24 protein-coding genes are annotated in these 22,436 nt (G+C 36.0%); 8 read left to right on the top strand and 16 right to left on the bottom strand.

Going from position 1 to position 22,436, the window contains the following annotated elements:
- Positions 1-4: 4 nt before the first annotated feature.
- Entirely contained in the window at positions 5-1,318 is a 1,314-nt protein-coding gene (gene murA, locus DSM02_RS17810; protein WP_128766852.1) for a UDP-N-acetylglucosamine 1-carboxyvinyltransferase, read from the top strand.
- Positions 1,319-1,395: 77 nt separating this feature from the next.
- Here the strand turns inward: murA and DSM02_RS17805 are convergent, their stop codons facing one another.
- On the bottom strand, positions 1,396-1,917 hold the full coding sequence (locus tag DSM02_RS17805; RefSeq protein ID WP_128766851.1) for a 5' nucleotidase, NT5C type: 522 nt from the start codon (positions 1,915-1,917) through the stop codon (positions 1,396-1,398).
- A gap of 210 nt (positions 1,918-2,127) precedes the next feature.
- On the opposite strand from DSM02_RS17805, the gene DSM02_RS17800 reads away from it, so the two are divergent.
- From DSM02_RS17800 to DSM02_RS17790, 3 genes are read left to right on the top strand one after another with little or no spacing between them, the layout of a single operon-like run.
- Complete coding sequence (locus DSM02_RS17800; protein WP_128766850.1) at positions 2,128-2,427, top strand: hypothetical protein; 300 nt, start codon at positions 2,128-2,130, stop codon at positions 2,425-2,427.
- Positions 2,405-3,088, top strand: coding sequence for an ATP-binding cassette domain-containing protein (locus DSM02_RS17795; protein WP_128766849.1), 684 nt, complete (start codon positions 2,405-2,407; stop codon positions 3,086-3,088). The genes DSM02_RS17800 and DSM02_RS17795 overlap by 23 nt, the downstream gene beginning before the upstream one ends.
- A 4-nt stretch (positions 3,089-3,092) precedes the next feature.
- Positions 3,093-3,827 (top strand): class I SAM-dependent methyltransferase, encoded by a 735-nt coding sequence (locus DSM02_RS17790; protein WP_128766848.1) that lies wholly within the window; start codon positions 3,093-3,095, stop codon positions 3,825-3,827.
- A 3-nt stretch (positions 3,828-3,830) separates the two neighbouring features.
- On the opposite strand, the gene DSM02_RS17785 is transcribed toward DSM02_RS17790, so the two are convergent.
- The 4 genes from DSM02_RS17785 to DSM02_RS17770 form a co-directional block, all read right to left on the bottom strand.
- Positions 3,831-4,025 (bottom strand): quinol oxidase subunit 4, encoded by a 195-nt coding sequence (locus DSM02_RS17785; protein ID WP_128766847.1) that lies wholly within the window; start codon positions 4,023-4,025, stop codon positions 3,831-3,833.
- 81 nt (positions 4,026-4,106) lie between these two features.
- Positions 4,107-5,411, bottom strand: coding sequence for a cryptochrome/photolyase family protein (locus DSM02_RS17780; RefSeq protein WP_128766846.1), 1,305 nt, complete (start codon positions 5,409-5,411; stop codon positions 4,107-4,109).
- A 48-nt stretch (positions 5,412-5,459) separates the two neighbouring features.
- Entirely contained in the window at positions 5,460-6,158 is a 699-nt protein-coding gene (locus tag DSM02_RS17775; RefSeq protein ID WP_128766845.1) for an SDR family NAD(P)-dependent oxidoreductase, read from the bottom strand.
- Between the two features lie 3 nt (positions 6,159-6,161).
- Positions 6,162-6,674 (bottom strand): SRPBCC family protein, encoded by a 513-nt coding sequence (locus DSM02_RS17770; RefSeq protein ID WP_128766844.1) that lies wholly within the window; start codon positions 6,672-6,674, stop codon positions 6,162-6,164.
- Between the two features lie 286 nt (positions 6,675-6,960).
- Between DSM02_RS17770 and DSM02_RS17765 the strand changes: the two genes are divergently transcribed.
- Positions 6,961-7,800, top strand: coding sequence for a DUF2911 domain-containing protein (locus tag DSM02_RS17765; RefSeq protein ID WP_128766843.1), 840 nt, complete (start codon positions 6,961-6,963; stop codon positions 7,798-7,800).
- Between the two features lie 88 nt (positions 7,801-7,888).
- On the opposite strand, the gene DSM02_RS17760 is transcribed toward DSM02_RS17765, so the two are convergent.
- From DSM02_RS17760 to DSM02_RS17720, 9 genes are all read right to left on the bottom strand, one after another.
- Positions 7,889-8,863 (bottom strand): Gfo/Idh/MocA family protein, encoded by a 975-nt coding sequence (locus DSM02_RS17760; RefSeq protein WP_317128259.1) that lies wholly within the window; start codon positions 8,861-8,863, stop codon positions 7,889-7,891.
- Positions 8,863-10,596 (bottom strand): sodium:solute symporter, encoded by a 1,734-nt coding sequence (locus tag DSM02_RS17755; RefSeq protein ID WP_128766842.1) that lies wholly within the window; start codon positions 10,594-10,596, stop codon positions 8,863-8,865. The genes DSM02_RS17760 and DSM02_RS17755 overlap by 1 nt, the downstream gene beginning before the upstream one ends.
- 108 nt (positions 10,597-10,704) lie before the next feature.
- The gene (locus tag DSM02_RS17750) at positions 10,705-13,203 is read right to left on the bottom strand and encodes a PIG-L family deacetylase (protein ID WP_128766841.1); all 2,499 of its coding nucleotides are present in this window, start codon (positions 13,201-13,203) and stop codon (positions 10,705-10,707) included.
- Between the two features lie 148 nt (positions 13,204-13,351).
- Positions 13,352-13,942 (bottom strand): Maf family nucleotide pyrophosphatase, encoded by a 591-nt coding sequence (locus DSM02_RS17745; RefSeq protein ID WP_128766840.1) that lies wholly within the window; start codon positions 13,940-13,942, stop codon positions 13,352-13,354.
- Between the two features lie 10 nt (positions 13,943-13,952).
- Positions 13,953-14,864 carry a geranylgeranylglycerol-phosphate geranylgeranyltransferase gene (locus tag DSM02_RS17740; protein ID WP_128766839.1) on the bottom strand — a complete coding sequence of 304 codons (912 nt, stop codon included), beginning with the start codon at positions 14,862-14,864 and terminating at the stop codon, positions 13,953-13,955.
- Between the two features lie 132 nt (positions 14,865-14,996).
- Positions 14,997-15,731, bottom strand: coding sequence for a head GIN domain-containing protein (locus tag DSM02_RS17735; RefSeq protein ID WP_128766838.1), 735 nt, complete (start codon positions 15,729-15,731; stop codon positions 14,997-14,999).
- Positions 15,732-15,761: 30 nt separating this feature from the next.
- The gene (locus DSM02_RS17730; protein WP_128766837.1) at positions 15,762-17,492 is read right to left on the bottom strand and encodes a PspC domain-containing protein; all 1,731 of its coding nucleotides are present in this window, start codon (positions 17,490-17,492) and stop codon (positions 15,762-15,764) included.
- Positions 17,485-17,829 (bottom strand): PadR family transcriptional regulator, encoded by a 345-nt coding sequence (locus tag DSM02_RS17725; protein WP_073099873.1) that lies wholly within the window; start codon positions 17,827-17,829, stop codon positions 17,485-17,487. The genes DSM02_RS17730 and DSM02_RS17725 overlap by 8 nt, the downstream gene beginning before the upstream one ends.
- Before the next feature lie 121 nt (positions 17,830-17,950).
- Positions 17,951-18,463: a DUF4870 domain-containing protein gene (locus DSM02_RS17720; RefSeq protein WP_128766836.1), complete on the bottom strand. Its 513-nt coding sequence runs from the start codon at positions 18,461-18,463 to the stop codon at positions 17,951-17,953.
- Between the two features lie 144 nt (positions 18,464-18,607).
- On the opposite strand from DSM02_RS17720, the gene DSM02_RS17715 reads away from it, so the two are divergent.
- The 3 genes from DSM02_RS17715 to DSM02_RS17705 all read left to right on the top strand — a co-directional run bounded on the left by DSM02_RS17715 (position 18,608) and on the right by DSM02_RS17705 (position 20,338).
- A complete protein-coding gene (locus DSM02_RS17715) occupies positions 18,608-19,063 on the top strand; it encodes a DUF4442 domain-containing protein (RefSeq protein WP_128766835.1) in 456 nt (151 codons plus the stop codon).
- A gap of 136 nt (positions 19,064-19,199) precedes the next feature.
- Positions 19,200-20,000, top strand: coding sequence for a TIGR00266 family protein (locus tag DSM02_RS17710; protein WP_128762894.1), 801 nt, complete (start codon positions 19,200-19,202; stop codon positions 19,998-20,000).
- Between the two features lie 140 nt (positions 20,001-20,140).
- A complete protein-coding gene (locus tag DSM02_RS17705) occupies positions 20,141-20,338 on the top strand; it encodes a hypothetical protein (RefSeq protein ID WP_128766834.1) in 198 nt (65 codons plus the stop codon).
- Between the two features lie 61 nt (positions 20,339-20,399).
- Here the strand turns inward: DSM02_RS17705 and DSM02_RS17700 are convergent, their stop codons facing one another.
- Complete coding sequence (locus DSM02_RS17700; protein WP_128766833.1) at positions 20,400-21,347, bottom strand: LysR family transcriptional regulator; 948 nt, start codon at positions 21,345-21,347, stop codon at positions 20,400-20,402.
- Between the two features lie 97 nt (positions 21,348-21,444).
- Positions 21,445-21,852: a DUF2141 domain-containing protein gene (locus DSM02_RS17695; protein WP_128766832.1), complete on the bottom strand. Its 408-nt coding sequence runs from the start codon at positions 21,850-21,852 to the stop codon at positions 21,445-21,447.
- Positions 21,853-22,436: the final 584 nt, after the last annotated feature.

The raw sequence follows: 22,436 nt of genomic DNA, 5'->3' as shown, positions 1-22,436 counted from the left end.
TTTAATGGGAACATTTCAGATAGAAGGAGGGCATCAGCTTAAAGGATCCATCCAGCCGCAGGGTGCAAAAAATGAAGCGTTACAAATACTTTGTGCTGTTTTACTAACCCCTGAAGAAGTCATTATAAATAACATACCTGATATTGTTGATGTTAATAAACTCATCAATATTTTGAGTAATCTGGGTGTGAAAATTCAAAAACTGGGTAAAGGAAAATACTCTTTTATCAGTGATGCATTACATCTTGAATATCTCGAAAGCGAGCAGTTTAAGAAAGAAGGTGGTGGTCTGCGCGGTTCTATAATGATTGTAGGGCCTCTGTTGGCACGTTTTGGTAAAGGATACATTCCGCGTCCGGGAGGAGATAAAATAGGGAGAAGACGTCTGGATACGCATTTTGAAGGAATGATCAAACTGGGCGCTAAATTCCGTTATAATAAGGAGGAGCGTTTTTATGGGGTGGAAGCTCCAGAAGGTTTAAAAGGAACTTTTATGTTACTTGATGAAGCTTCTGTAACCGGAACTGCAAACATTGTGATGGCTGCAGTAATGGCAAAAGGTGAAACCACTATTTATAATGCAGCTTGTGAACCGTATTTGCAACAGCTTTGTAAGATGCTCAATAAAATGGGCGCTAAAATAAGTGGTATAGGTTCTAATATGCTAAAAATTGAAGGGGTAAAGGAACTTAAAGGTTGTGAGCATACGGTTTTACCAGATATGATTGAAATTGGATCTTGGATAGGCCTGGCGGCAATGACTAAGAGTGAGATTACTATAAAAAATGTAAGCTGGAATGACCTTGGATTAATCCCTGCGACGTTTAGAAAATTAGGTATTACAGTTGAAAAGAAAGGGGATGATATTTTTATCCCTGCGCACAAAGATGGTTATGAGATAGAGACCTTTATAGATGGTTCTTTTATGACAATTAGTGATGCGCCGTGGCCTGGATTTACACCAGATTTGTTGAGTATCATTTTAGTTGTAGCAACTCAGGCAAAGGGGGAAGTTTTAATTCATCAGAAAATGTTTGAGAGTCGTTTATTCTTTGTAGATAAATTGATAGATATGGGAGCGAAAATTATTCTTTGCGATCCACATCGTGCTACGGTTATAGGCCATAATTTTAAATCCACACTAAAAGCAACAACAATGACTTCGCCTGATATCAGAGCGGGAATTTCATTACTTATCGCTGCGTTAAGTGCCAAAGGCACTTCAACGATTCATAATATTGAACAGATAGATCGTGGTTATGAAAATATTGACGAGCGTCTGCGTGCCATAGGAGCTAAAATTATAAGAACGACCTAAGATAGAATCGATTCTTAATAAAACAAAAAACCTCAGAATTTACATTCTGAGGTTTTTTGTTTTGAATATAATAGAAATTACAAAAGTAATTTTGCTACATCTTGCCAGGTATCTGCACGATCAAAACCATCAGTCTTTATATTGTGCGGCGATGTAAATTGAATACCCCTTCCGTCAAAAGCGTCTAAATTATATGAACGATCATCGATTAAAATATCTCCTTTTAAAATGTGCTTGTGTCCACATAGAATTCTATTCTGCCACGGTATAAATGCGAAATGTTTATCTAACCAATCTGCTTTTTCTTCAAGACTTGTTTTAAACTGCATAGCTGCAGAGGCTATATACAATTCATATTTATCGTTAAGTTCGCGCATTACTTCCTGGCTATCTTTCATCACAGCAAGGTCTATAAAAAAACCGCGTTCATTCGCGTGATTTCTCACATAATTCTGATGGTCGGTTGGAACCATTTGCCAAACTTCGGCACCTAAACAATCTTCTTTTTTAAGCTTTGCGTTGTATTTCTTATTGTATAGATCAATGTGAGCCTGATACGTATCTGCAATCACTTCGTCCATATCTACAAATAGGGTCATAGTAGTTTTTATTTTAATAATAGTAGCAGACAATGGTCTGCTAAGTTTTAGAATTTTAATTCAAAATCTAGCTCTTTAAAATTTCAAAAGCCAAGTAAGTCGCCAAAATACGGCATTAGAGTCAAACCTATTTTAAATTCCCCTTAAATTATAAGGGTAGCATTAGCGCAAAGGTTATAATTGACTACTTTTATAAAGAGACCTTATTTTATGTGGAAGTTTTATAGAGATGTCACTTTATTTGCCTTATTGTTTTCAGTGGTAACTATACCCTTTGGAAGTCTTTTGACAGCACCTATTGTTTTTGGGGTATTGGGTACACCTGTAGGTTTACTCGCGTATATTTATTTTCAAAAAGCAGAGTTTTATGGATATTATAATCTGGGGTACACGCGTTATAGACTGGTGACTAAAACCTGGTTAATTAATCTTTGTGCAACTCCGGCTTTATTATTAATAACTTTAATGATTTCAAAACTCCTAACGCTTGGCGCTCTTACAAATTCATAATATCAGCAAATCTTTTGGTGAAAAGGAGGTGCTTAGACAAACAGGTTTTGAACTACAAACGGGAGAGATTTTAGGTGTTTTTGGAAGAAATGGAACAGGTAAAAGTACCTTGCTAAAAATCCTGTTTGGAACCTTAACCGCGCAGAGCGGAACTATAAAAGTCAATGAATCTTTATTTAAAGTCCGTAGCAAATTCTGGCATACAAATAAAATAGTTGCTAGCAGACTGATTGGGTATTTGCCCCAGTTTAGTTTTTTACCACAATCATCAAAAGTGTGGGATATCATTCCCAGATATTTTGAAGGAGATCAACAAGATTTGATTTTCAGAGCTCCGCGAATGACTGAAATAGCCCGTAAAAAAGTGAGCGAATTGTCAATGGGACAACGCCGCTATTTAGAAGTTTTAATTATTGGGAATCTCAACCATCCATTCGTGCTGCTCGATGAACCTTTTTCTATGGTAGAGCCTTTGTTTAAAGAATTGATACATGACTTTCTGATTTCATTAAAAGCTACAAAAGGGATTCTGCTTACCGATCACTATTATGATGATGTCTGGAATCTGGCAGACCGAAGACTCGTTTTAAAAGATGGTAACTTAAAACAAGTTAATAAATTGGAAGAACTTGTTACAACCGGTTATTTACGAAATATATAAAGCTATGAAAGATAACTTTTCAAATCACGCAGCAGATTACGCTAAATTCAGACCTACTTATCCTCAGGAATTATACACGTTTTTATTTGAAATCGTTCAGAATAAATCAAAGGCCTGGGATGTGGCTACTGGTAACGGGCAGGTAGCGGTTGAGCTCTCTAAAGTTTTTACTGAAGTGCTCGCGACAGATCTCAGTGCAAAGCAACTTGCTGAAGCGCCTCAAGTAGAAAACATCACATATCGTGTTCAAACGGCAGAAGAGCCCTTTGATACTCAAGAGCAATTTGATTTGATTACCGTTGCTCAAGCCATTCACTGGTTTGATTTTGATAAATTTTATAATCAGGTAAAAGCACATTTAAAACCTGACGGAGTTTTTGCAGTGATTGGTTATTCGGTTTTAGAAACCTCTGGAAAACTCAATGAAGTCATTCAGCATTTTTATAAAGGGATTACAGCCCCTTATTGGGATCCGGAGCGGAAGTATCTGGATGATCACTATCAAAGCATTCCGTTTCCATTTCAAGAAATTGAAACTCCAAAATTTGCAATGCCTATTTACTGGACAGCCGATGAATTGCTCAATTATTTAAATACTTGGTCAGCAGTGAAGCATTATGAAAAGGCGAATGCTAAGAACCCGTTACATTTAATTCGGGATGATGTATATAAACACTGGGGAGCAAAAGAAAAACGGGAATTTAATTTCCCGTTATTACTGCGTGTTGGTAACGTGTAAATATTAATACTTCTTTTTGCGATTATTTTTCTTTTTCTTCTGTTGACCGGGAGCAAAAGCTTTAGCACTTTTGGCACCGTAAGCCTTTTTAACTTGGCCAGGCGCAGAATTCCTTGAAGACGTATGATAACTACTTGAGCACGAAGCTGTACTGAATAGAAAAGTACCTAAACTTAAAATTAGAATCAATTTTTTCATAACAAGTTTTTTATAAAATTAAAACAGTAAAATCATTGATTGTATGCATTTAAGCTAAGCTTAGTAGTAATTATAAATACTTTAAGATACAGCTGCTTTATAGGTTTTGAGACAGCGTTCCCGTGCTTCCTTGTGGTCTACCATTTTTTCAGGGTAATCAGCAGTATCGTATTCCGGAATAAATTCTTTGATGTATTTTTTGTCTTTATCAAATTTATCAACCTGAGTCATAGGATTAAAAATTCTGAAATAAGGAGCGGCATCTACGCCACTTCCCGCAGCCCATTGCCAATTTCCAACATTACTAGATTGCTCATAATCTAATAGTTTTTCGGCAAAATAGGTTTCTCCCCAGCGCCAGTCAATCAATAAATGTTTGCATAAAAAACTAGCGACTAACATGCGTACACGATTGTGCATATAACCGGTTTTATTGAGTTGTCGCATTCCGGCATCAACTAAAAGAAATCCCGTCTCTCCGTTTTTCCATTTTTCAAATTCTTCTTCGTTGTTGCGCCACTCGATGCGGTCGTATTTAGGTCTAAACGATTTATCAACCGTTTTAGGGTAGTGATAGAGTATTTGCATAAAAAATTCACGCCAAATCAATTCGCTCCAAAAAATGGTATTCTTTTCAGCAATTGCTTTTGTTACCATTTTACGAATACTTACGGTTCCAAAACGTAAATGTGGACCTAGATGGGAAGTGCCATCTTTTGCCGGAAAGTTTCGGGTATCTTCATAATTTTGAATTAGGGTAGGAGTTACATTATAATCGGGAATCTCAACATCCGATTTTATAAAACCCATGTTGCTTAAATCAAGATTAGGCAATCGGCTATTTTCGATTAAATTATCAAGATATTGGCTTGTGTAATGAATTTTAAGGTGTTGATCTTCATCAAATACTTCACGCCATTTATTTTTATAAGGAGTAAAAACAACGTAAGGATCGCCATCATTTTTTACCACCTCACTTTTCTCAAAGATCACCTGATCTTTAAAGGTTTTAAAAGCGATTTCTTTTTCTTCTAAAAAGTTTTTTAGTTCCGCATCGCGCTTCAGTGCATAAGGTTCATAATCGTGGTTAGTATAAACCGTTTGAATGTCATAATCTTTAGTAAGTTGTTTCCAGACATCCTGTGGGTTTCCATAAAATAATGCTAGTGAACTGTCATATTCATCTTGCATTGTTTTACGCATTTTCTGAAGCGAATTATAGATAAAAGTCACCCGTGCATCATCTTTAGGGAGTTTATCTAATATCTCTTTATCAAAAATAAAAATAGGGAGTACAGGATCATCACCCTTTAAGGCTTCAAGAAATCCCACGTTATCGTCAAGTCTTAGGTCTCTTCGAAACCAAAAAACAGAAAGCTTACTCATAATTAAAATTGGTTGGTTAAGTGAATAATTGGATTTAGGAAAACTCGACTAAGACACATTTAAGGTTGACATTCCGCCGTCTACTCCCAGAATTTGCCCTGTCACCCAGCTGCTATCTTCACTCAAGAGGAAGCTTGCAATTTTTGCGATATCATCTGGGGTTCCTACGCGTTTTAGCGGATGGCGTTCATCCATTTTCTCTCGCTTTTTCTCATTGCCTAGAAGTTTCTCAGCTAGTGGCGTATCTGTTAATGATGGAGCGATAACATTTACTCTAAATTTGGGAGCATATTCTGCTGCCAGCGATTTAGCAAAACCTTCAATAGCCCCTTTAGATGCTGCGACACTAGTATGAAAAGGCATACCGACTTTTACAGCAACTGTGCTGAAAAATATTAAACTTGCTTGTTCAGATTTTTTCAGAAGCTCAGTAACCGCTTTTAGTGATTTTATCAACCCGAAGAAATTAAGCTTCATATCCTGTTCAAAACTTTCTTCACTCAACATTTTAAAAGGTTTCAGGTTTATCGAGCCGGGACAGTAAACAAATCCGTCTAAAACTTCAGGCAGGTTCTCAGTGTCTAATATGCTATTTTCAACATCATAATTTATATATGTGGCTTCAATGTTTTCTAAACCTTTCTCGTTACGCGATGCAACATATATATTATAATCCCTGTATATTAATTTTGCCAAAGCATTACCAATACCGTGTGATCCTCCTATAAGTAGTATATTCTTTTTCATAGCTTAATTTAAAATTTCACTTTTTAGAACACCTTCCGTTTCTTGCGTATTGGGATCGTATTTGCCAAATAACTCATTAAGTTTTTGTTCTCTGAATTCAAAAATTTCTTGCAATTTCGGCTTAACTAAAAATGGATGTACCAATTGACCTACAATGCCCATTGGGACTTTATAATCTACAATATCCTCCATTTCAACACCGCCGGGGATTTCTTTTATAAAATGTTTGTGATGCCATAAAGCATAGGGACCAAAACGTTGCTCATCTACAAAGTATTCCATATGTTTTACGTGCGTGATTTCAGTAACCCAACCCATTTTTATGCCTACCACCGGTGATACTTTGTATTGTATAAGTTGTCCCGTAAACATCGGGCGGTCTGCGCCAGACTGTATCTCAAACCCCATATAGTCTGGAGTTATGGTCTGTAAATTTTTAGGGTCTGAAAGAAAATTCCACGCCTCTTCAGTAGTTATGGGTAGCTTTTGCTTGGTATGGATCGTGTAAATTTTCATAGATATAGGTTTAGCCGGTTTAAAGTGAATACCTTGTAAATATAAAGGCTAAAATGTTTAACAAAAAAGCATTTGAGTTAAACAAAAATTAAAATCGTTTTATTTTTTTATATAGATGGAGTAGAAATATTCTTTAAAAAAATGCCGGTATTCAACCCTTATTACCTCTATTTATTAGTAATTTGGTGTCCCTGTTATAACGTTATATATGTTAGCTTAAAGTGCTATCTTTAAAGTTGTAATTGATTAAAAAAGAACACACTACTAATTAAAATTTATTATTAAAATGAAAAAAATACTATTTATTTGCTTTTTAGCTTTGGGAAGTTTGGCTCAGGCTCAGATTCAAACTCCGGCAGCAAGTCCGCACGCGACATTATCACAAACTGTGGGGTTAACAGAAGTTAGTATCGATTATTCAAGACCTAATATGCGTGGGCGTGAGATTTTTGGAGAATTACTTCCATATGGTACAATCTGGAGAACAGGAGCAAATGCTACTACTAAATTCACAATAGATAAGCCTGTTAAGATTTCTGGTAAAGAATTAGATGCAGGTACTTACAGTATTTACAGTGTTCCCGGTGAAGATATGTGGGAAGTAGTTTTTTATACCGATCATTCTAATCCTTTGATTACTGAATTTGATGATAGTAAAGTAGCATTGCGAACCATGGTTGAGCCTATTGATATGCCAATGACTATGGAAACATTTACCGTTGTAATTGATGAGGTTATGGCAGATAGCGCTGTACTTAGTTTTTTATGGGAAAATACAATCGTACCTGTAAAATTTGAGGTTATGACAGATGCTGAAGTGATGAGGAATATAGATACTGCGCTTAGCGGACCAAGCGCCGGAGATTACTATAACGCTGCTGTATATTATTTAAATAGCGGAAAAGACATCAGTAAATCTAAAGAGTGGATGAATAAGGCAATGTCTATGACTGAAACTCCACGTTTCTGGCAATTGCGTCAACAATCTTTAATCTTAGCTAAAGCTGGAGATAAAAAGGCAGCAATTGAGGCAGCTAAAGCTTCTCTTGCAGGTGCCAAAGAAGCTGGTAATGCAGATTATATTAAGATGAATTCAGACTCTTTAAAAGAGTGGGGAGCACTATAATTTCTTAAATAAGCACTTATTTAAAAGCGCCATAATCAATTGATTTATGGCGCTTTTTATTTATCTGATTTTACAATTGTAATTTTAGTTATTCATAAAATAAGCCTATTTCCTCACGTATATCGTCTAGGGTTTTAATGAGTGTTCTGCTAAAATCATACGACATTAACGGACTTTCTTTTTCTCCCTCTCTGAATAGGTTGGCAAAATGTTCTATCTCAAAATAGTAACCTTTTCCTGTATAGGCAAAATCGTGTTCAACTTTTATTCCGTTTAAAATTGCCGTCACTTTATCGGTGTGGTGGAATTTACTGTTAAGGACTAACATTCCGTTTTCACAAATAAGAGTTGCAATTGTAGGAGTATCTTTTAAAATACTTGAGCTTAGAAATGCTTCAGTTCCTGAGTTGTACTCAAAAGTAATTTCTATTTCCTCATCTACTCCGGTTTTTCCTATTTTGGCTTTCGCCGAAATTTTCTCAGGATTCCCTAATAAAGCTAATGCACAGAATACAGGATATATGCCTATATCTAATAACGAGCCACCACCCAGATCTTTATTATATAAGCGACCTTCAGGATTAAAATCTGCATCAAAACAAAAATCAGCAGTTAAGGTTTTTACAGCACCATATTTACCACTTTCTAGCTCTTCCTTTACAAATTTAAAATGTGGCATCATACGCGTCCATAAAGCTTCCATAAGTAAGACATTCTTCTCCTTGGCTACGCTTATCATTTCTTTGACCTGAGCTAAATTCATAGCAAAAGGCTTTTCGCATAAAACGGCTTTTCCGTTAGTTAAGCAAAGTAACGTATCCTGATGATGTCTAACATGTGGTGTTGCAATATAAACAGCATCAACCTGCGGATCTTCAGCTAATTCTTCATAGCTGCTGTAACATTTACTCGCATTATACTTTTTGCCAAATTCATCGGCCTTTTCTTGTGAGCGGGAAGCCACAGCATGTAATTCAGATCCAGTTACTTGTTGAAGATCGGTAGCAAAACTATTAGCAATTTTACCTAAGCCTATAATTCCCCAGCGTATAGTTTTCATCATTAAGAATGTGTTGATTCGGTATTTAAAGTTTGTTTTCCTGCAATTTGAAATAGCAATCCAAAAGAGATCACGAGGGCACAACCCACAACATTAAGCCATAGGTAAGGAAGTCTTATATATTCAAATTTATCTAAGCAGAATAATGCGATTATTATAATTTGAGTGAGAATAGCAGCTATGAAAACAGCTTTAGATTGAATTTTTTTGATAAAGAAAGCTGACATAAAAATACCCAAAATGGTTCCATAGAAAATAGAACCAATGATATTTACCAACTGAATTAAGTTGTCAAAAAGGTTGGCAGTACAGGCAATTAGAATTGCTAAAATTCCCCAACTTAACGTAAACCATTTTGTTGCGTCTACAAAATGAGATTCTTCTTTTTCTTCATCCAGATTACGACGGTAAAAATCGACTGTTGTTGTTGCGGCGAGTGCGTTTAACTCGGATGCTGTAGAAGACATCGCAGCCGAAAGAATCACCGCAAGTAATAAGCCTATCAGACCACGCGGTAAATTGTTCAGTATAAAATGTATAAAAACATAGTCTTTATCATTAGTCTCGACATTTTTGTCTGCCTGTCTGATGATCATACGGGCTTCATTTCTTATTTTATTTTCTTCTTTATTGATTTCGGCTAAAGCTTGGGATGCCTTTACAATAGTACCATTGGGTTGTGTGATCGCTTGATTAGGATCAACAGCTACCTGAAATCCTATTTCTGACTTATCTGAACGTAATTCGTCAAGCTTATTTTGCAAACCGTTATATTCTTTTTCAAACGGAGTGCCCTGAACCGCAGCTGTTGCCGCAGGATTAAAATTTAAAGGAGTAGGGTTGAATTGATAAAAAACAAAAACCATTACCCCAACAAGCAAAATGAAGAATTGCATAGGGACTTTAAGCAAGCCATTAAAAATCATCCCCAGTTGCATTTCGCGTAATGACTTACCACTCAGGTAACGCTGTACCTGACTTTGATCTGTGCCAAAATAAGAAAGCATTAAAAAAGTTCCACCTAAAATTCCACTCCAAAAGGTATAGCGATTATCAAAATCGAAAGAGAAATCAAGCATGTCTAATTTTCCGCCGGCACCTGCAATTTCTAATGCCTTATTAAAATTAATATCTTCGGGTAGGTAGCTGATAATTAGAAAAAAGGCAGCAAACATCCCTAAAAAGATAACTCCCATTTGCTGTTTTTGAGTAACGGTAACCGCTTTGGTACCACCAGAAATGGTATAAATAACCACGAGTAACCCGATGATGATATTCAGAGTATTTAAATCCCAACCTAAAACTGCAGATAAAATAATAGAAGGTGCAAAAATGGTTATCCCGGCAGCCAGACCTCTGGATAATAAAAATAATCCTGAAGCCAGAGAACGCGTGCGTTTATCAAACCTACTTTCTAAGTATTCATAAGCAGTATAAACATTGAGTTTATAATAAATGGGTATAAAAAAGATACAAATGATAATGACAGCAATAGGAAGACCAAAGTAAAACTGAACAAAACCTAACCCATCATTATAGGCCTGTCCCGGTGTAGAAAGAAAAGTGATGGCACTGGCCTGAGTAGCCATGACTGACAGACCTACTGTCCACCATTTTGATTCATTACCACCGCGAATATAATCTTGCACATTAGTACGACCACGTGTTTTATACACACCATATAAAACAATAAAAGCGAGTGTCGCTACCAGTACGATCCAGTCTATTTGTTGCATATTATGCGGTGTAATAATTCATTAATAAAAAAAACAAAATGATATATACCGCATTCATAATCAGTACGAGCGTGTAATATTTAGACCATCCTTCTTTTTTAGGCTGCATCATTGTTTGATTTTTTGGTCATTTTTTCCTACAGAAAGCATATTTGCAAATAAGCGATATGCCCCAGAAACTCCCGCAGGAAGTTCTCTAAAGAAACTCAAACCGGTATAAATATAATGACCTTCACCGTATTTAGCGATTAATAGGCTATTTTCATTAGCCGCTTCATCTTTATCGTGAATAGAAATTACAGGTTTATAGGCGTTGTCGTATTTATCAGGAAAATAGAGGCCACGCTCTTGTACCCAACCTTCAAAATCAGAGTTTGTGATTTTATTGGGATAATTGAGAACTTCAGATTTAGGATCTAAAACGGTTACTTCTGCAAATTCATCAGTAACCCGGTCACTACTTAAGTGAAGCGGATAAGGGCCTAAGTTAGGAAAACTAAAACCTCTAGCAGTATTATACTGTACCACCATTGTACCTCCTTTCTTTACATAGTCTAAAAGAATAGGCTGCTTGTATTTGAGTTGATCAACTACATTATAAGCACGAACGCCCATTACCACAGCATCAAAATTTTCAAGATTTTTTGCTGTAATTTCTTCCGGGCTAACCTCTGCAACTTGATAGCCGATCTGTCTTAAACTCTCAGGAATAACATCTCCCGCACCGGCTATATAACCAATATAATCACCTTTTTTAGCAATATTGAGCCTAACAAGCTTATTGGTAGAAGGCAGTGTAAGCGTTTGCAGTGGAATATGATCGTAATCTATGCGAACCACTTTATCAGTATGCGTTTTTCCGTTTATAATGAATTGTGGTTCTAATTGACCTTCGCTCGCATTTTTAGGGGGAGTAACTGTAAAAGCAATACTTTTTGTTTCGCCTTTTTGAGCAATAGTTATCTTTTGTGGAGCACTAGTTTTCCATCCTTTTGGTACATTTAATGAGACTGTGCCTGAGAGGTTAGCGGTAAATGCTGTAACATCTGTTAAAATGGTTTTAGGTTCCGCATTCGCGAAAATAATAACCGGATCTTTAACACTCACCGAAGCTTCCGGAACAATTTCAAAAGGTTCGTATACTTCGCCTTCTACACGGTCATTGTATTTGTAAACTAAATCTGTTGTAAACGGAATCTGAACAGTACCTACTTTTAGATTGAAAACAGTTTTAAAAACCTTAGGCGTTTCCGGTAAACCTATTAGTTTCTGATCGTTTACCTTGTACATTCCTACAGAACCTTCTTGGGTTAACCAATAAGCTGTAGTAAGATCGGCATCGCCAGTATTCAATTGCACTTGCTCTTTGTAATCTGAGTTGAATGCTAAATCCTGAGAAACGGAAATCTTTTTTCCGGAAGGTACTAATTCAATACTTTCTATTTCTATAGGGAAGTCACTTCGGTTAATAGCTTCAAAAGTAATATTAATTGTTTCGTTAGCGATAGCGGTTTGCTGACCGGTAACAGCTTCTAAATACAGGCCAGAACAGGCTTTGATTATTGATGTAATTTGCTTGGATTTTAAATCACGCCAATGTACATCTTTTAGATTTTTGATGAGCATATATGCTTTTAGTAATTCCGGTAAACTGGCTGATGGATTATTGAAGTCGTAATTTTTTTCAACTTCATAGAGAATTTCACCAATTGCCTTACCGCCTTCAACACGATTCCAGGAGGTATCAATCCCTTCAAATATGTTTCCGCTTTGCGGATAATTTCCTTTTAAAAGTTCGAGATATTCTATTTGATCCCCGCGCGAACCGGTATTACCAAAGCCTTGTGACTTGTGCTGGCTGCGACTTAATGCTGAAATTTCGGTATTGCTCAAACCATAAGAAGGGTAGTAGCTACCCACATCTACAGAAACCAGATTGCTTTTATCTGCTTCATTAAATTTTTCCTGACTGCCGTAAAACCACCAAGAAGTATTAAAGAATAAGCGTTGGGGTTGCCAGGTCTCAGTATATTCTAACTGATTCGGAAAAACAGAAGGGTCATTAACCAGATCAAAAGCTTCTACGCTGAGCATCGCCGAAGTTGTATGATGACCGTGTGTTGAACCCGGAGAACGGTGATCAAATCTATTGATAATCACGTCTGGCTTAAAATTACGAATAGCCCAAACAACATCGCTAAGCACCTGATCTTGCTCCCAGAACTCAAGTGTTTCTTCGGGATTTTTAGAATAGCCAAAATCATTGGCACGTGTAAACCGCTGTTCACCACCATCGATTCTTCGGGCGGCTAATAACTCTTGTGTGCGAATGACTCCAAGTAACTCTCTTATTTCAGACCCTATTAGATTCTGACCTCCATCTCCACGGGTGAGTGCAAGATAACCGGTTCTGGCATGAACGTCATTTGCCAGATAAGAAATCATAGCTGTATTCTCATCATCAGGGTGAGCAGCAAAATAAAGAACCGTACCTAAAAAATTTAGGCCTTTAAGCTGTTCATATATTTCTGAAGAAGATGGCTTTTTGGGTTTTTGGGCTTGTAACTGTAAGGTAACACAGCAAAAAAGAGCGATAAAAAAGCGCATATTGTAAAAGAATTATTGTGGTTAGGGAATACTCAAAGATAGCTCAAACACAAGCTAAGTATGAGCTTTTTTAGTTTCATTAGCAAAATACGAAACATAAATTTTACCCGTAAAGATTATTTTGTTTTGGCAATAAATACATCAAAAATCACGCCGTAGCAGCCAGTTCTAAAAGGGAATATAATTTTTGAGTTGGTAAGCCCATAACGGTATTATATGATCCTTCTAATTTAAGTAATGCAACGTGGCCAATCCATTCTTGAATACCGTATGCCCCTGCTTTGTCAAAGGGTTTATAGGTGTTGATGTAATGCTGAATTTCAGCTTTTGCAAATACTCTGAAATGTACTGTTGCTTTATCGTGGGTAACCCATTGTTTCTCTGAAGTAGCTACACAAATTGAAGAAATCACCTCATGACTGGTTCCGCTTAATGATTGGAGCATTCTAGTTGCTTCTTCTACATCCATTGGTTTGCCTAAAGCTTTCTCATCTTTAAATACAAGCGTGTCTCCTGTAATTAAAATGGTATCAGTTGTGAGTTGGTCGAGAAACGCTGCCGCTTTCTTTTTAGCAATATATTCTGCTATTTCTGAAGGTAGCATTCCGGCAGGGTAGCTTTCATCAATCGGTTTTAAATGGACTTCAAAGTCAACTTCGAGTGCTTTTAATAATTCTTGTCTGCGCGGAGATTGTGAGGCGAGAATGACTTTTTTATTTGTTAGGAGTTTATGGAGCATTCAGTATTGTTTAAAATTTTAAGGTTAGTGTTAAAATGCCTAGAGATAATATGCCCAAAAGCATAATTATTTTTAACACTTTAGAGAGGAATGCATAGTGCGTTTTTTTCTCAGCATATCTAGCTTTTATGCAGAAAAAGACCAATGGAACCACAACGGCTGCAACCAGATAAATAGAAGTCCATACATTGGCTTGCAAGTAGATATAGATATATCCCAAAATAGTAAAAATATAAACCACAGCGATATAGCCTGAAAGTTTAGCGGTACGTTCTAATCCTAAAACAATAGGTAAAGATTGAATTCCATCGGCATAATCGCCATTCGCATCTTCGATATCTTTGATAATTTCTCTAAGGAAATTGAGCATTAAGGCAAAAATCCCGTAATCTCTTAAGATAGACATTGGTGTAATCAAATCTTGTTTAAATTGATTCAGTACCGGAAGCATATCAAAAATAATAACAATAAAAATTGAAGAAGCTACAGCTATGCTAACAACCAGATTTCCGATTAGGATCACTCGCTTTAAAAAATTAGCATACACATATAACAATGCAGAAATTAATACGAAAATGGTTGCAAAGTTAATTAAGTTCATACTATAGCACATCAAAAATCCTAGTCCAACACCGGCGATATTTAAGACCAGATAAATATTAAAAGCAGAACCTTCAGAAAATGGTGATGGGATATAGGTTTTTGTTGATTTATTGATGCGGTCGCTAACCACATCATTAATGTCATTTATGACATACCCGGCTGCTGCAATAAGAATTGTTGCAATAAGCAACAAGGCAAAATTAAAATGAGATAGGGCAGTGGGTAGCTTTAAGGCTTTTAAAAAACCATAATGAATTAAAATCTGAGTGCTTGCAATGAGCAACAGATTTTTATACCGTATAAATTTGAAGAAGGTCAATCGCTATAATTTGAAATGGCCAAATATACTAAAAGCCACGTATTAAGTGGCTTTTAGATTGATTGATGAACTGGTAAGTTTTACGTAATAGTTCTTGAGATTTTAGTATGAGTAAATTTCGGTTCGATGCAATTATTTTTTGTTAACATCACCTCCAGAGTTTTCAATAACGGCTACTTTTTTAGGTTCTCCCCAGTAGTCAATATCCCCAGCACTTGATGCTTTGGTAGCAATTTCTTTAGAAACATAAACTCGTATGCTTCCTGCGCTAGAAGCTTCAGCGTCACAAAATTCTGCTTTAAGATCTTTAGCATTAATGGTTGCAGCAGAACTGGCATCAAAACGTAAAGTCTGGGCTTCTCCTTCTAAATGCAGTGTTGCAGCACTACTCGCATCAGCATTAATTTCTCTAATTTCAACAGGTACTTTTACTGTAGCAGCACTAGAAACGTCAAAACTGATACGGTCTCCAGTTAATGTTTCTGTAGCCGTGATGTTAGAAGCACTACTTGCTTTTACAGATTCTAAAGGCTTTGTGTAGGTTACGTGAATTATACGAGAAGTAGCTTTACCAATGTTTGAATTGTCTGTTGTCTCTATTCTCAATGTGTTTCCTTCATAATGAACATCAAGAAATTCTATTAAATTTTCATCCATTTCTGCTGTTACAGCAGGTGTAGAGCCTTTTTCAAGTATTACATCCCAACCGTTGCTAGTGTGAATTTTAGAAAAATCCTTTGAAAGATTAAGATCTTTAGTGACTACGTTTCCGTTTCCGTTGATCTGCCCCATGTCCAGATTGAAATTACACGACGTCATCATAAGAGCAGTTATGGCTCCAATAAATAATTTGATTAGTGTTGTCATAATTTTTGTTTTTTGATTGATGAATGATTGTTAGTTGATAGAATCTAATTCTTTAACTGGTGTTTCTACATCAACACCGTCTTGCTCAGGTTCTACTTTTGATTGGTATTCATATACGTTATTTGTTACAGTAGAATCTGAAGTGCTTTCTGAATACTCCCATTCATTGCTTTCTTCTACTTCTTCAATAACTTCAATAGGGCAAGTAGTGCAAATTAATTCAGACTCTTGCATCACAGTATAATACCCTATATAATCACGGTTTAGTAAATCAGAGTATCTGTTTCTGTGATATGTAGCGATATTGTTGTCTGTAAGAAGTGTCATCCCTTCTGGTATTGCAAGAATCAATTCGACTTCTTGATCTCTAAACTTGTTTATGTAATCTGTAACAAAGAAGTTGTCTAGCAATAAGGTATTTCCAACAACTTCAAAATTGTAAACAATTTGTTGAGCACGATTTTCTGCTTCGTTAAACGAGCTGCCCTGAGCATTCTTTTTAATGATTAGTTTAGCTTCGGGCGAATCACTTTTTTGTACGCTGAGGTTTACATCACGGTTGTAAATCACTTTATTACCGTTATCGTCTGTGCGTATCTTCCAGCTTTGATTGTGATACTTTTCAGCGCTGTATTTATTTTGCGTTTTCATCTTAACGGTAAGTGTATCTGTAGGTTGTACCGGTAATACTTCAGTAATCAAGGTTTCACCATCAACAGCGGTAGCCATACCCTGGCGTACACCAAGAACAGCAATTGCAATAAGCGATACCAGCCAAAGTCCCAGCAGTGTTAATTTCGCCGTAAGGCTTAATCGCTTTAAGGTATTTACGAGGATACGCAGACCCAGATAAAACAACATGAAGAATGGGATACCTACAGCTAAGAAAGTCAAGAGTGTAATCAGCCAAAGCGGTGCGCCACTGGTATTTGCCATCTCAACATAATCTGCGATGCTTCCGTCAAAAAAGTCTAAAGTTCCTGCAGTAAATAGACCCACAAAGAGCCCGATTAGCGTACAACCACCTATTAAGATAAGTAAGATGCCTATAAATTTTACAAATACTTTTAGGATAAACATGATTATTTTGCCCAGCGTACTGGCAAAAGATCCGGCTCCTTCGCGAGCTTTGTTACCATACTTAACATAGTCAACATTTTTAACGGAGTCTGCTACCGTGTCAAAGCCTTCTTTGACCTTACGCTGAATATTGTCTATGTTGACGGGCTTTCCCCGCATTTCCAGTTTTTCTGATGTGGTACGCGCTTCTGGAACAAAAATCCAAAAAGCGGCGTAGATTAAAATAAACCCTCCCCAAGAGAAAATGGTAAGCAGAATAAGTGCGATACGCAACCAAACTGCGTCTATATGTAAATAATGGCCCATACCAGAACAAACACCTCCTATATAAGAATGCTCTGTATCTCTGTAAAGTTTCTTAGTAGAAGCGTCTGTGTACTTATTTTCTTTTGCAGGTTCATCTTCAAAGATTTCTTCATCAAGGCGGTAATCTTCAGGTTGCCCCATAATGTTGATTACTTCTTCAACTTCTGTCATACCTATTACTTGACGCTCATTCTTTACGCGTTCAGAAAATAATTCTGCTATGCGAGCTTCTATATCCTGTATAATTTCTTCACGGCCTTGAGCGTCTGTAAACGAGCGCTTAATCGCGTCAAGATAGCGCTGCAACTTGGCATAAGCATTTTCATCTATATGAAAAAATAGGCCGGCTAGATTAATATTAACTGTCTTATTCATTGTTTTTTGCTTTTTGATTGGTTACCAGTGAGACGGCTTTTTGAAGGTCATCCCAGGTTGATGATAGTTCATTTAAGAAGAGCTTGCCGGTATCTGTGAGCCCATAATATTTACGAGGCGGCCCACTGGTTGATTCTTCCCAGCGATAATTGAGTAAACCGGCATTTTTAAGTCTGGTAAGAAGGGGATAAATAGTACCTTCAACTACCAGCAACTTAGCGTCTTTAAGCGTCTCTAGTATTTCTGCAACATAAGCATCTTCATCTTTAAGAATAGAAAGGATGCAATATTCCAAAACACCTTTACGCATCTGCGCCTTTGTGTTTTCAATCTTCATAGATCATAAGTGTTAAGCGATTAATAACTGTTCGTTTTTTGATCCCGCTCAGCGGAAATTTTGTTGAGGATCTTCCTCTTGAGTTTCATTTCAGAATTTATTTATACTGAAATAGGTTTGCTTAAACCTCAGTTGATGAGTCTGAAGCTGTTTCTTTATCAGAAACTTTAAGCGTCTTTAAAAAGTTTATACACAATGGATATTTGTAAGTTTCTCCGTTACTTGCACTTACTGCTGCTGATATCACCGAAAACAAGGTGATAATAAACAGCGCGAGTAAAAGAATACCGAATACAAATGCTGTGATGATGAGTCCACTGGCTTGTCCCGGAAAAACGAGGTGTTCAAAAGTTTCTTCACTTATATATCCCGTTTCGCCTGAAGCAATTAAACCTTGCCATACTAAAAACGGAATAGCAATAAGTATAAGTGCGATTGCATAAATAAACATGCTCATTTGAAAATTAAGGGCGCGTCTCCCGTGATTATCTACAAATAAAGAATCACGTTTTAGTGCTAACCAAATAAGTAGAGGAGCGATAAAATTTCCTAACGGAAATATGAATTGCGTGAATACAGATAAGTGTATAAATGCTGCTATGTTTTTCTGATTGGTTTTAATGCTAGTTTCCATTGCTTATTATTTTCTTATGCAAATATATATATAAAAGCAGGTATTTTGTATTGCATAGTACTTATTTTTAACTAAATATTAACAAAAAAGAAATTTACGCAAATCAGATTAGAAGTCTATTTTTGAAGCATAAACACATAAATTATGGCAGTTACTCCCGGTAAATTCAATAAGTTTATAATGTTCAAATTACCATCAGCCTGGTTGTGTGGTGTGCGTGTACGATCAATTTCTAATACGAGCTGTACTACAACCGTTACTCACAAATGGATTAATCAAAATCCGTTTAACTCAGTGTTTTGGGCCGTGCAAGGTATGGCTGCAGAATTGAGTACCGGTACTATGGTTATCGCTCAAATTAAGAATAGCGGTAAGAAAATTTCAATGCTCGTTGCTAATAATAAGGCCTCATTTACTAAAAAAGCCACTGGGAAAATTACATTTATATGTGATGATGGGCATAAAATAGATGAAGCTATAGCTAAAACCGTTGAGACTGGAGAAGGTCAAACGTTCTGGATGAAAAGTGTGGGTAAGAATAAAGATGGAGTAGTGGTGAGCACTTTTGATTTTGAATGGACGGTGAAAGTTAAAAGCTAAATACTTTCTTCTTTTTTAATTGTTGAATCTCAACAAGTGATTTTGTTATAATGTGGTAATTCTTATTTAATATGTAACGTTTGCTTCGCGATCACTACTTATTAGTAGTATCAATCAAATCAAAAACGAACTATAAATGACAGCACACGAAATAGATTATCAGATCTTCGGAGAAGAAATGCAATATGTAGAGATCGAACTGGATCCTCAGGAAGGCGTGATTGCAGAAGCCGGAACTTTTATGATGATGGAAGACGGAATTAGAATGGAAACCATTTTTGGAGATGGTTCTAAGAATGATTCGAGTTTACTCAATAAAGTTTTTGGTGCGGGAAAGCGATTGCTTACTGGTGAAAGCATGTTTATGACTGTTTTCTATAATGACATTGTAGGCAAGAAGAAAGTAAGTTTTGCTTCTCCATACCCTGGAAAAATCATTCCTATTGACCTTACCAAAAATGGCGGACGATTTATTTGTCAAAAAGATGCATTCTTATGTGCAGCAAAGGGCGTGTCAATCGGTATAGAGTTTTCAAAAAAATTAGGTCGCGGTCTTTTTGGAGGAGAAGGTTTTATTATGCAAAAATTAGAAGGCGATGGGATGGCATTTGTGCACGCCGGTGGAACAACTTTTAAAAAAGAATTACACCCCGGAGAAAAATTGAAAGTAGATACCGGATGTATTATAGGTTTTGATCATACAGTGAATTATGATATAGAGTTTGTCGGAGGTATTAAAAACACAATTTTTGGAGGTGAAGGTGTTTTCTTTGCAACGCTTTCTGGTCCGGGTACAGTTTATATTCAGTCATTGCCATTTAGTCGTCTGTCAAAAAGGGTTTTAGCATCTGCTCCTCAAATGGGAGGGAAAGATAAAGGTGAGGGTAGTATTTTAGGTGGTCTGGGAGATCTGTTAGACGGTGATAATAGATTTTAATCCTATAAATTAGCTAGGATTAGTTTGTTTTAACAGTATTTTTAGATTTAAAAACTTATTTTTAAGAAGAAATTTTAACGAAGCTGCTTATTGAATTGAAGATTACCTAACAAAAACATCTAATCTAAAAACAATCAAATATGGCACGAGCAATGTTTGAGTACACTAAGACTATTTTGAAAAAAGTAAGTTTTGATAGTGTACTTTTTTGCAAAGAACTCCAAAAAGCTGCAAAACGATTACTTCCTTATGAATTGGAAGAACTAAGAGTCTGGATTCAGGAATTAACCAAAACAAATCCAGAATTAAATCAATGTATGATTTATCTCAAAGCATAATTTATAATATTAAAAAGGCTTCTCAAACGAGAAGCCTTTTTAATATTCTGTAGTTTTTAACTCACCTGCTTTTTTGAGGGAGCGGACTTATAATTTCTACATTCTGAAATGTAATTGCTCCTTTTATAACGCCTGCAATGGTAGAGCGTAACGCTTCAATAATTTGCATTTTTAATTCACTTTTATGATAAAGAAGACTTACTTCGCGTGCTGGAGCTGGTTCTTTAAAGTGATGTAAATATTTCTTTTCAGAATCTTTAATATCTAGTGTGTGTAAATAAGGTAGCAATGTCATACCTAATCCTTCATTAGCTAAACGAACTAAGGTTTCAAAACTTCCGCTTTCTAGGGAGAATGTTTCATCTTCATAGTTTCGATTAGTTTTACATAGATTAACAACTCCATCTCTAAAACAGTGTCCATCTTCTAGCAATAACATATCGTTTAAGTCAAGATCAGAAACAGTTATTTTTTGAACAGTGTGTAAAGCATGATTTTCTGGTATATAGGCTACAAATGGCTCATAGTATAAAGGACGCTCTTTAATATTTTCTAATTGTAGGGGAGTTGCAGCAATTGCAGCATCTAGATGACCTTCATTAAGTCGTTCTATTATTGTTTCAGTTGGTAACTCTTCAATCTTTAATTTAACCTTAGGGTACTTATTGATAAAATTACGCAGAAACATAGGTAGAAGGGTAGGCATAACTGTAGGTATTACCCCGAGTTTAAATTCTCCGCCAATAAATCCTTTTTGTTGATCTACAATATCTGCAATGCGATTGGCTTCATTTACAATATTACGCGCTTGTGTCACAATTTTGCTACCTATATCTGTTAGCTCAATAGGTTTCTTGCTTCGGTCAAAAATTAGAATGTCTAGTTCGTCTTCTAGTTTTTGAATTTGCATACTCAATGTAGGTTGAGTCACAAATGTTTTTTCTGCAGCTTTAGTGAAATTTTGATTTTCTGCGACAGCAAGAACATATTTTAATTGAGTAATCGTCATAGGTATGATTTAAGCTTCAAAAATATAACGACCGATTGATTTTTCTTATAAAAAAAGTATTAAATATTGGGTTTGTTCTATTGTAGGTTTAATTAGTCTAAAATCTAATTATAAGAGATACAGGCTCTCCTTTCTGCTCAAACTTGCAATCTTCCCATTGCGGTGGCCCCATTGCCATAATGTTATTTGATGAACCATAAGACTCCTTTGGCATTCCATTGGTTTCAAAATCCATTTTACCATTTCCGTTTTTATCGTGGTAACATAGAATCGCATAAGTTCCTGGTGTTACATTCTCAAATTCGACAGAAGTTTTTCCATCTCTTATTTTACTATTCAAGATCTTTAATGGTATACCCATAAAGTTGTCTTTATTATATAGTGCATAACCTACAGTGCCATCATCGCTACTTACATTATCAATTTTCACTTCAATAGAAGAAGTTTCTTGTGAGTAGCTTAATAAGCTGATAAAAGACATAAGTAAAAAGAGTGTAGTTCTCATAATCTTAGTTTTAGAATTAATACTGATGCTAAAGTAGTTCAACGTGTATGTATATATGATAGGAATAAAGCTCAGTTGTAGATTTATTAGGATGAATTGTCTTTCTTAATTGTATATGATGTTTTACTGGATTGAAAATATTTATAAATATCAATCTTGAAAGACTTTTTCTTCTTACCAAGCTCTTAAGCCTGCCGCTTAATCCCTAACCTGTTTGTTTCTTACGCTGATTTTCTGCTTTTGTGCTTTTTAGTTTTATGCCTTTCATCGAGTAAAAGGTAGGTGAGTCCTTGATTTTGGTGTTTTGTAAATAGAGTCAGTCTTTTCAAAACGGCAGATCTGGATACGTTTTAAGTATAAATTATAAAAAGTTGAAGTTGTAAGTAATTGGTTTTAAGGTTGGAGTAAATTATTTTAAAATAAGTTTATAAAAAGGCTTGCGGGTACAGATATTGGTTCTATATTTGCGCCTCCAAAATCGGGTATAAAAAACGGTTTTACGTTCTTTGGTAAGCAGATAAAATAAAGTTTAAAAAAAGCTTGTATATAAAGGGAAAAGGGTAGTATCTTTGCCCTCCGGTTTT

Source organism: Leeuwenhoekiella polynyae, assembly GCF_004104075.1.
Lineage (GTDB): Bacteria > Bacteroidota > Bacteroidia > Flavobacteriales > Flavobacteriaceae > Leeuwenhoekiella > Leeuwenhoekiella polynyae.
The sequence above is the reverse complement of the archived record's forward strand: the minus strand, read 5'-3'. Positions and strand labels throughout refer to the sequence as shown.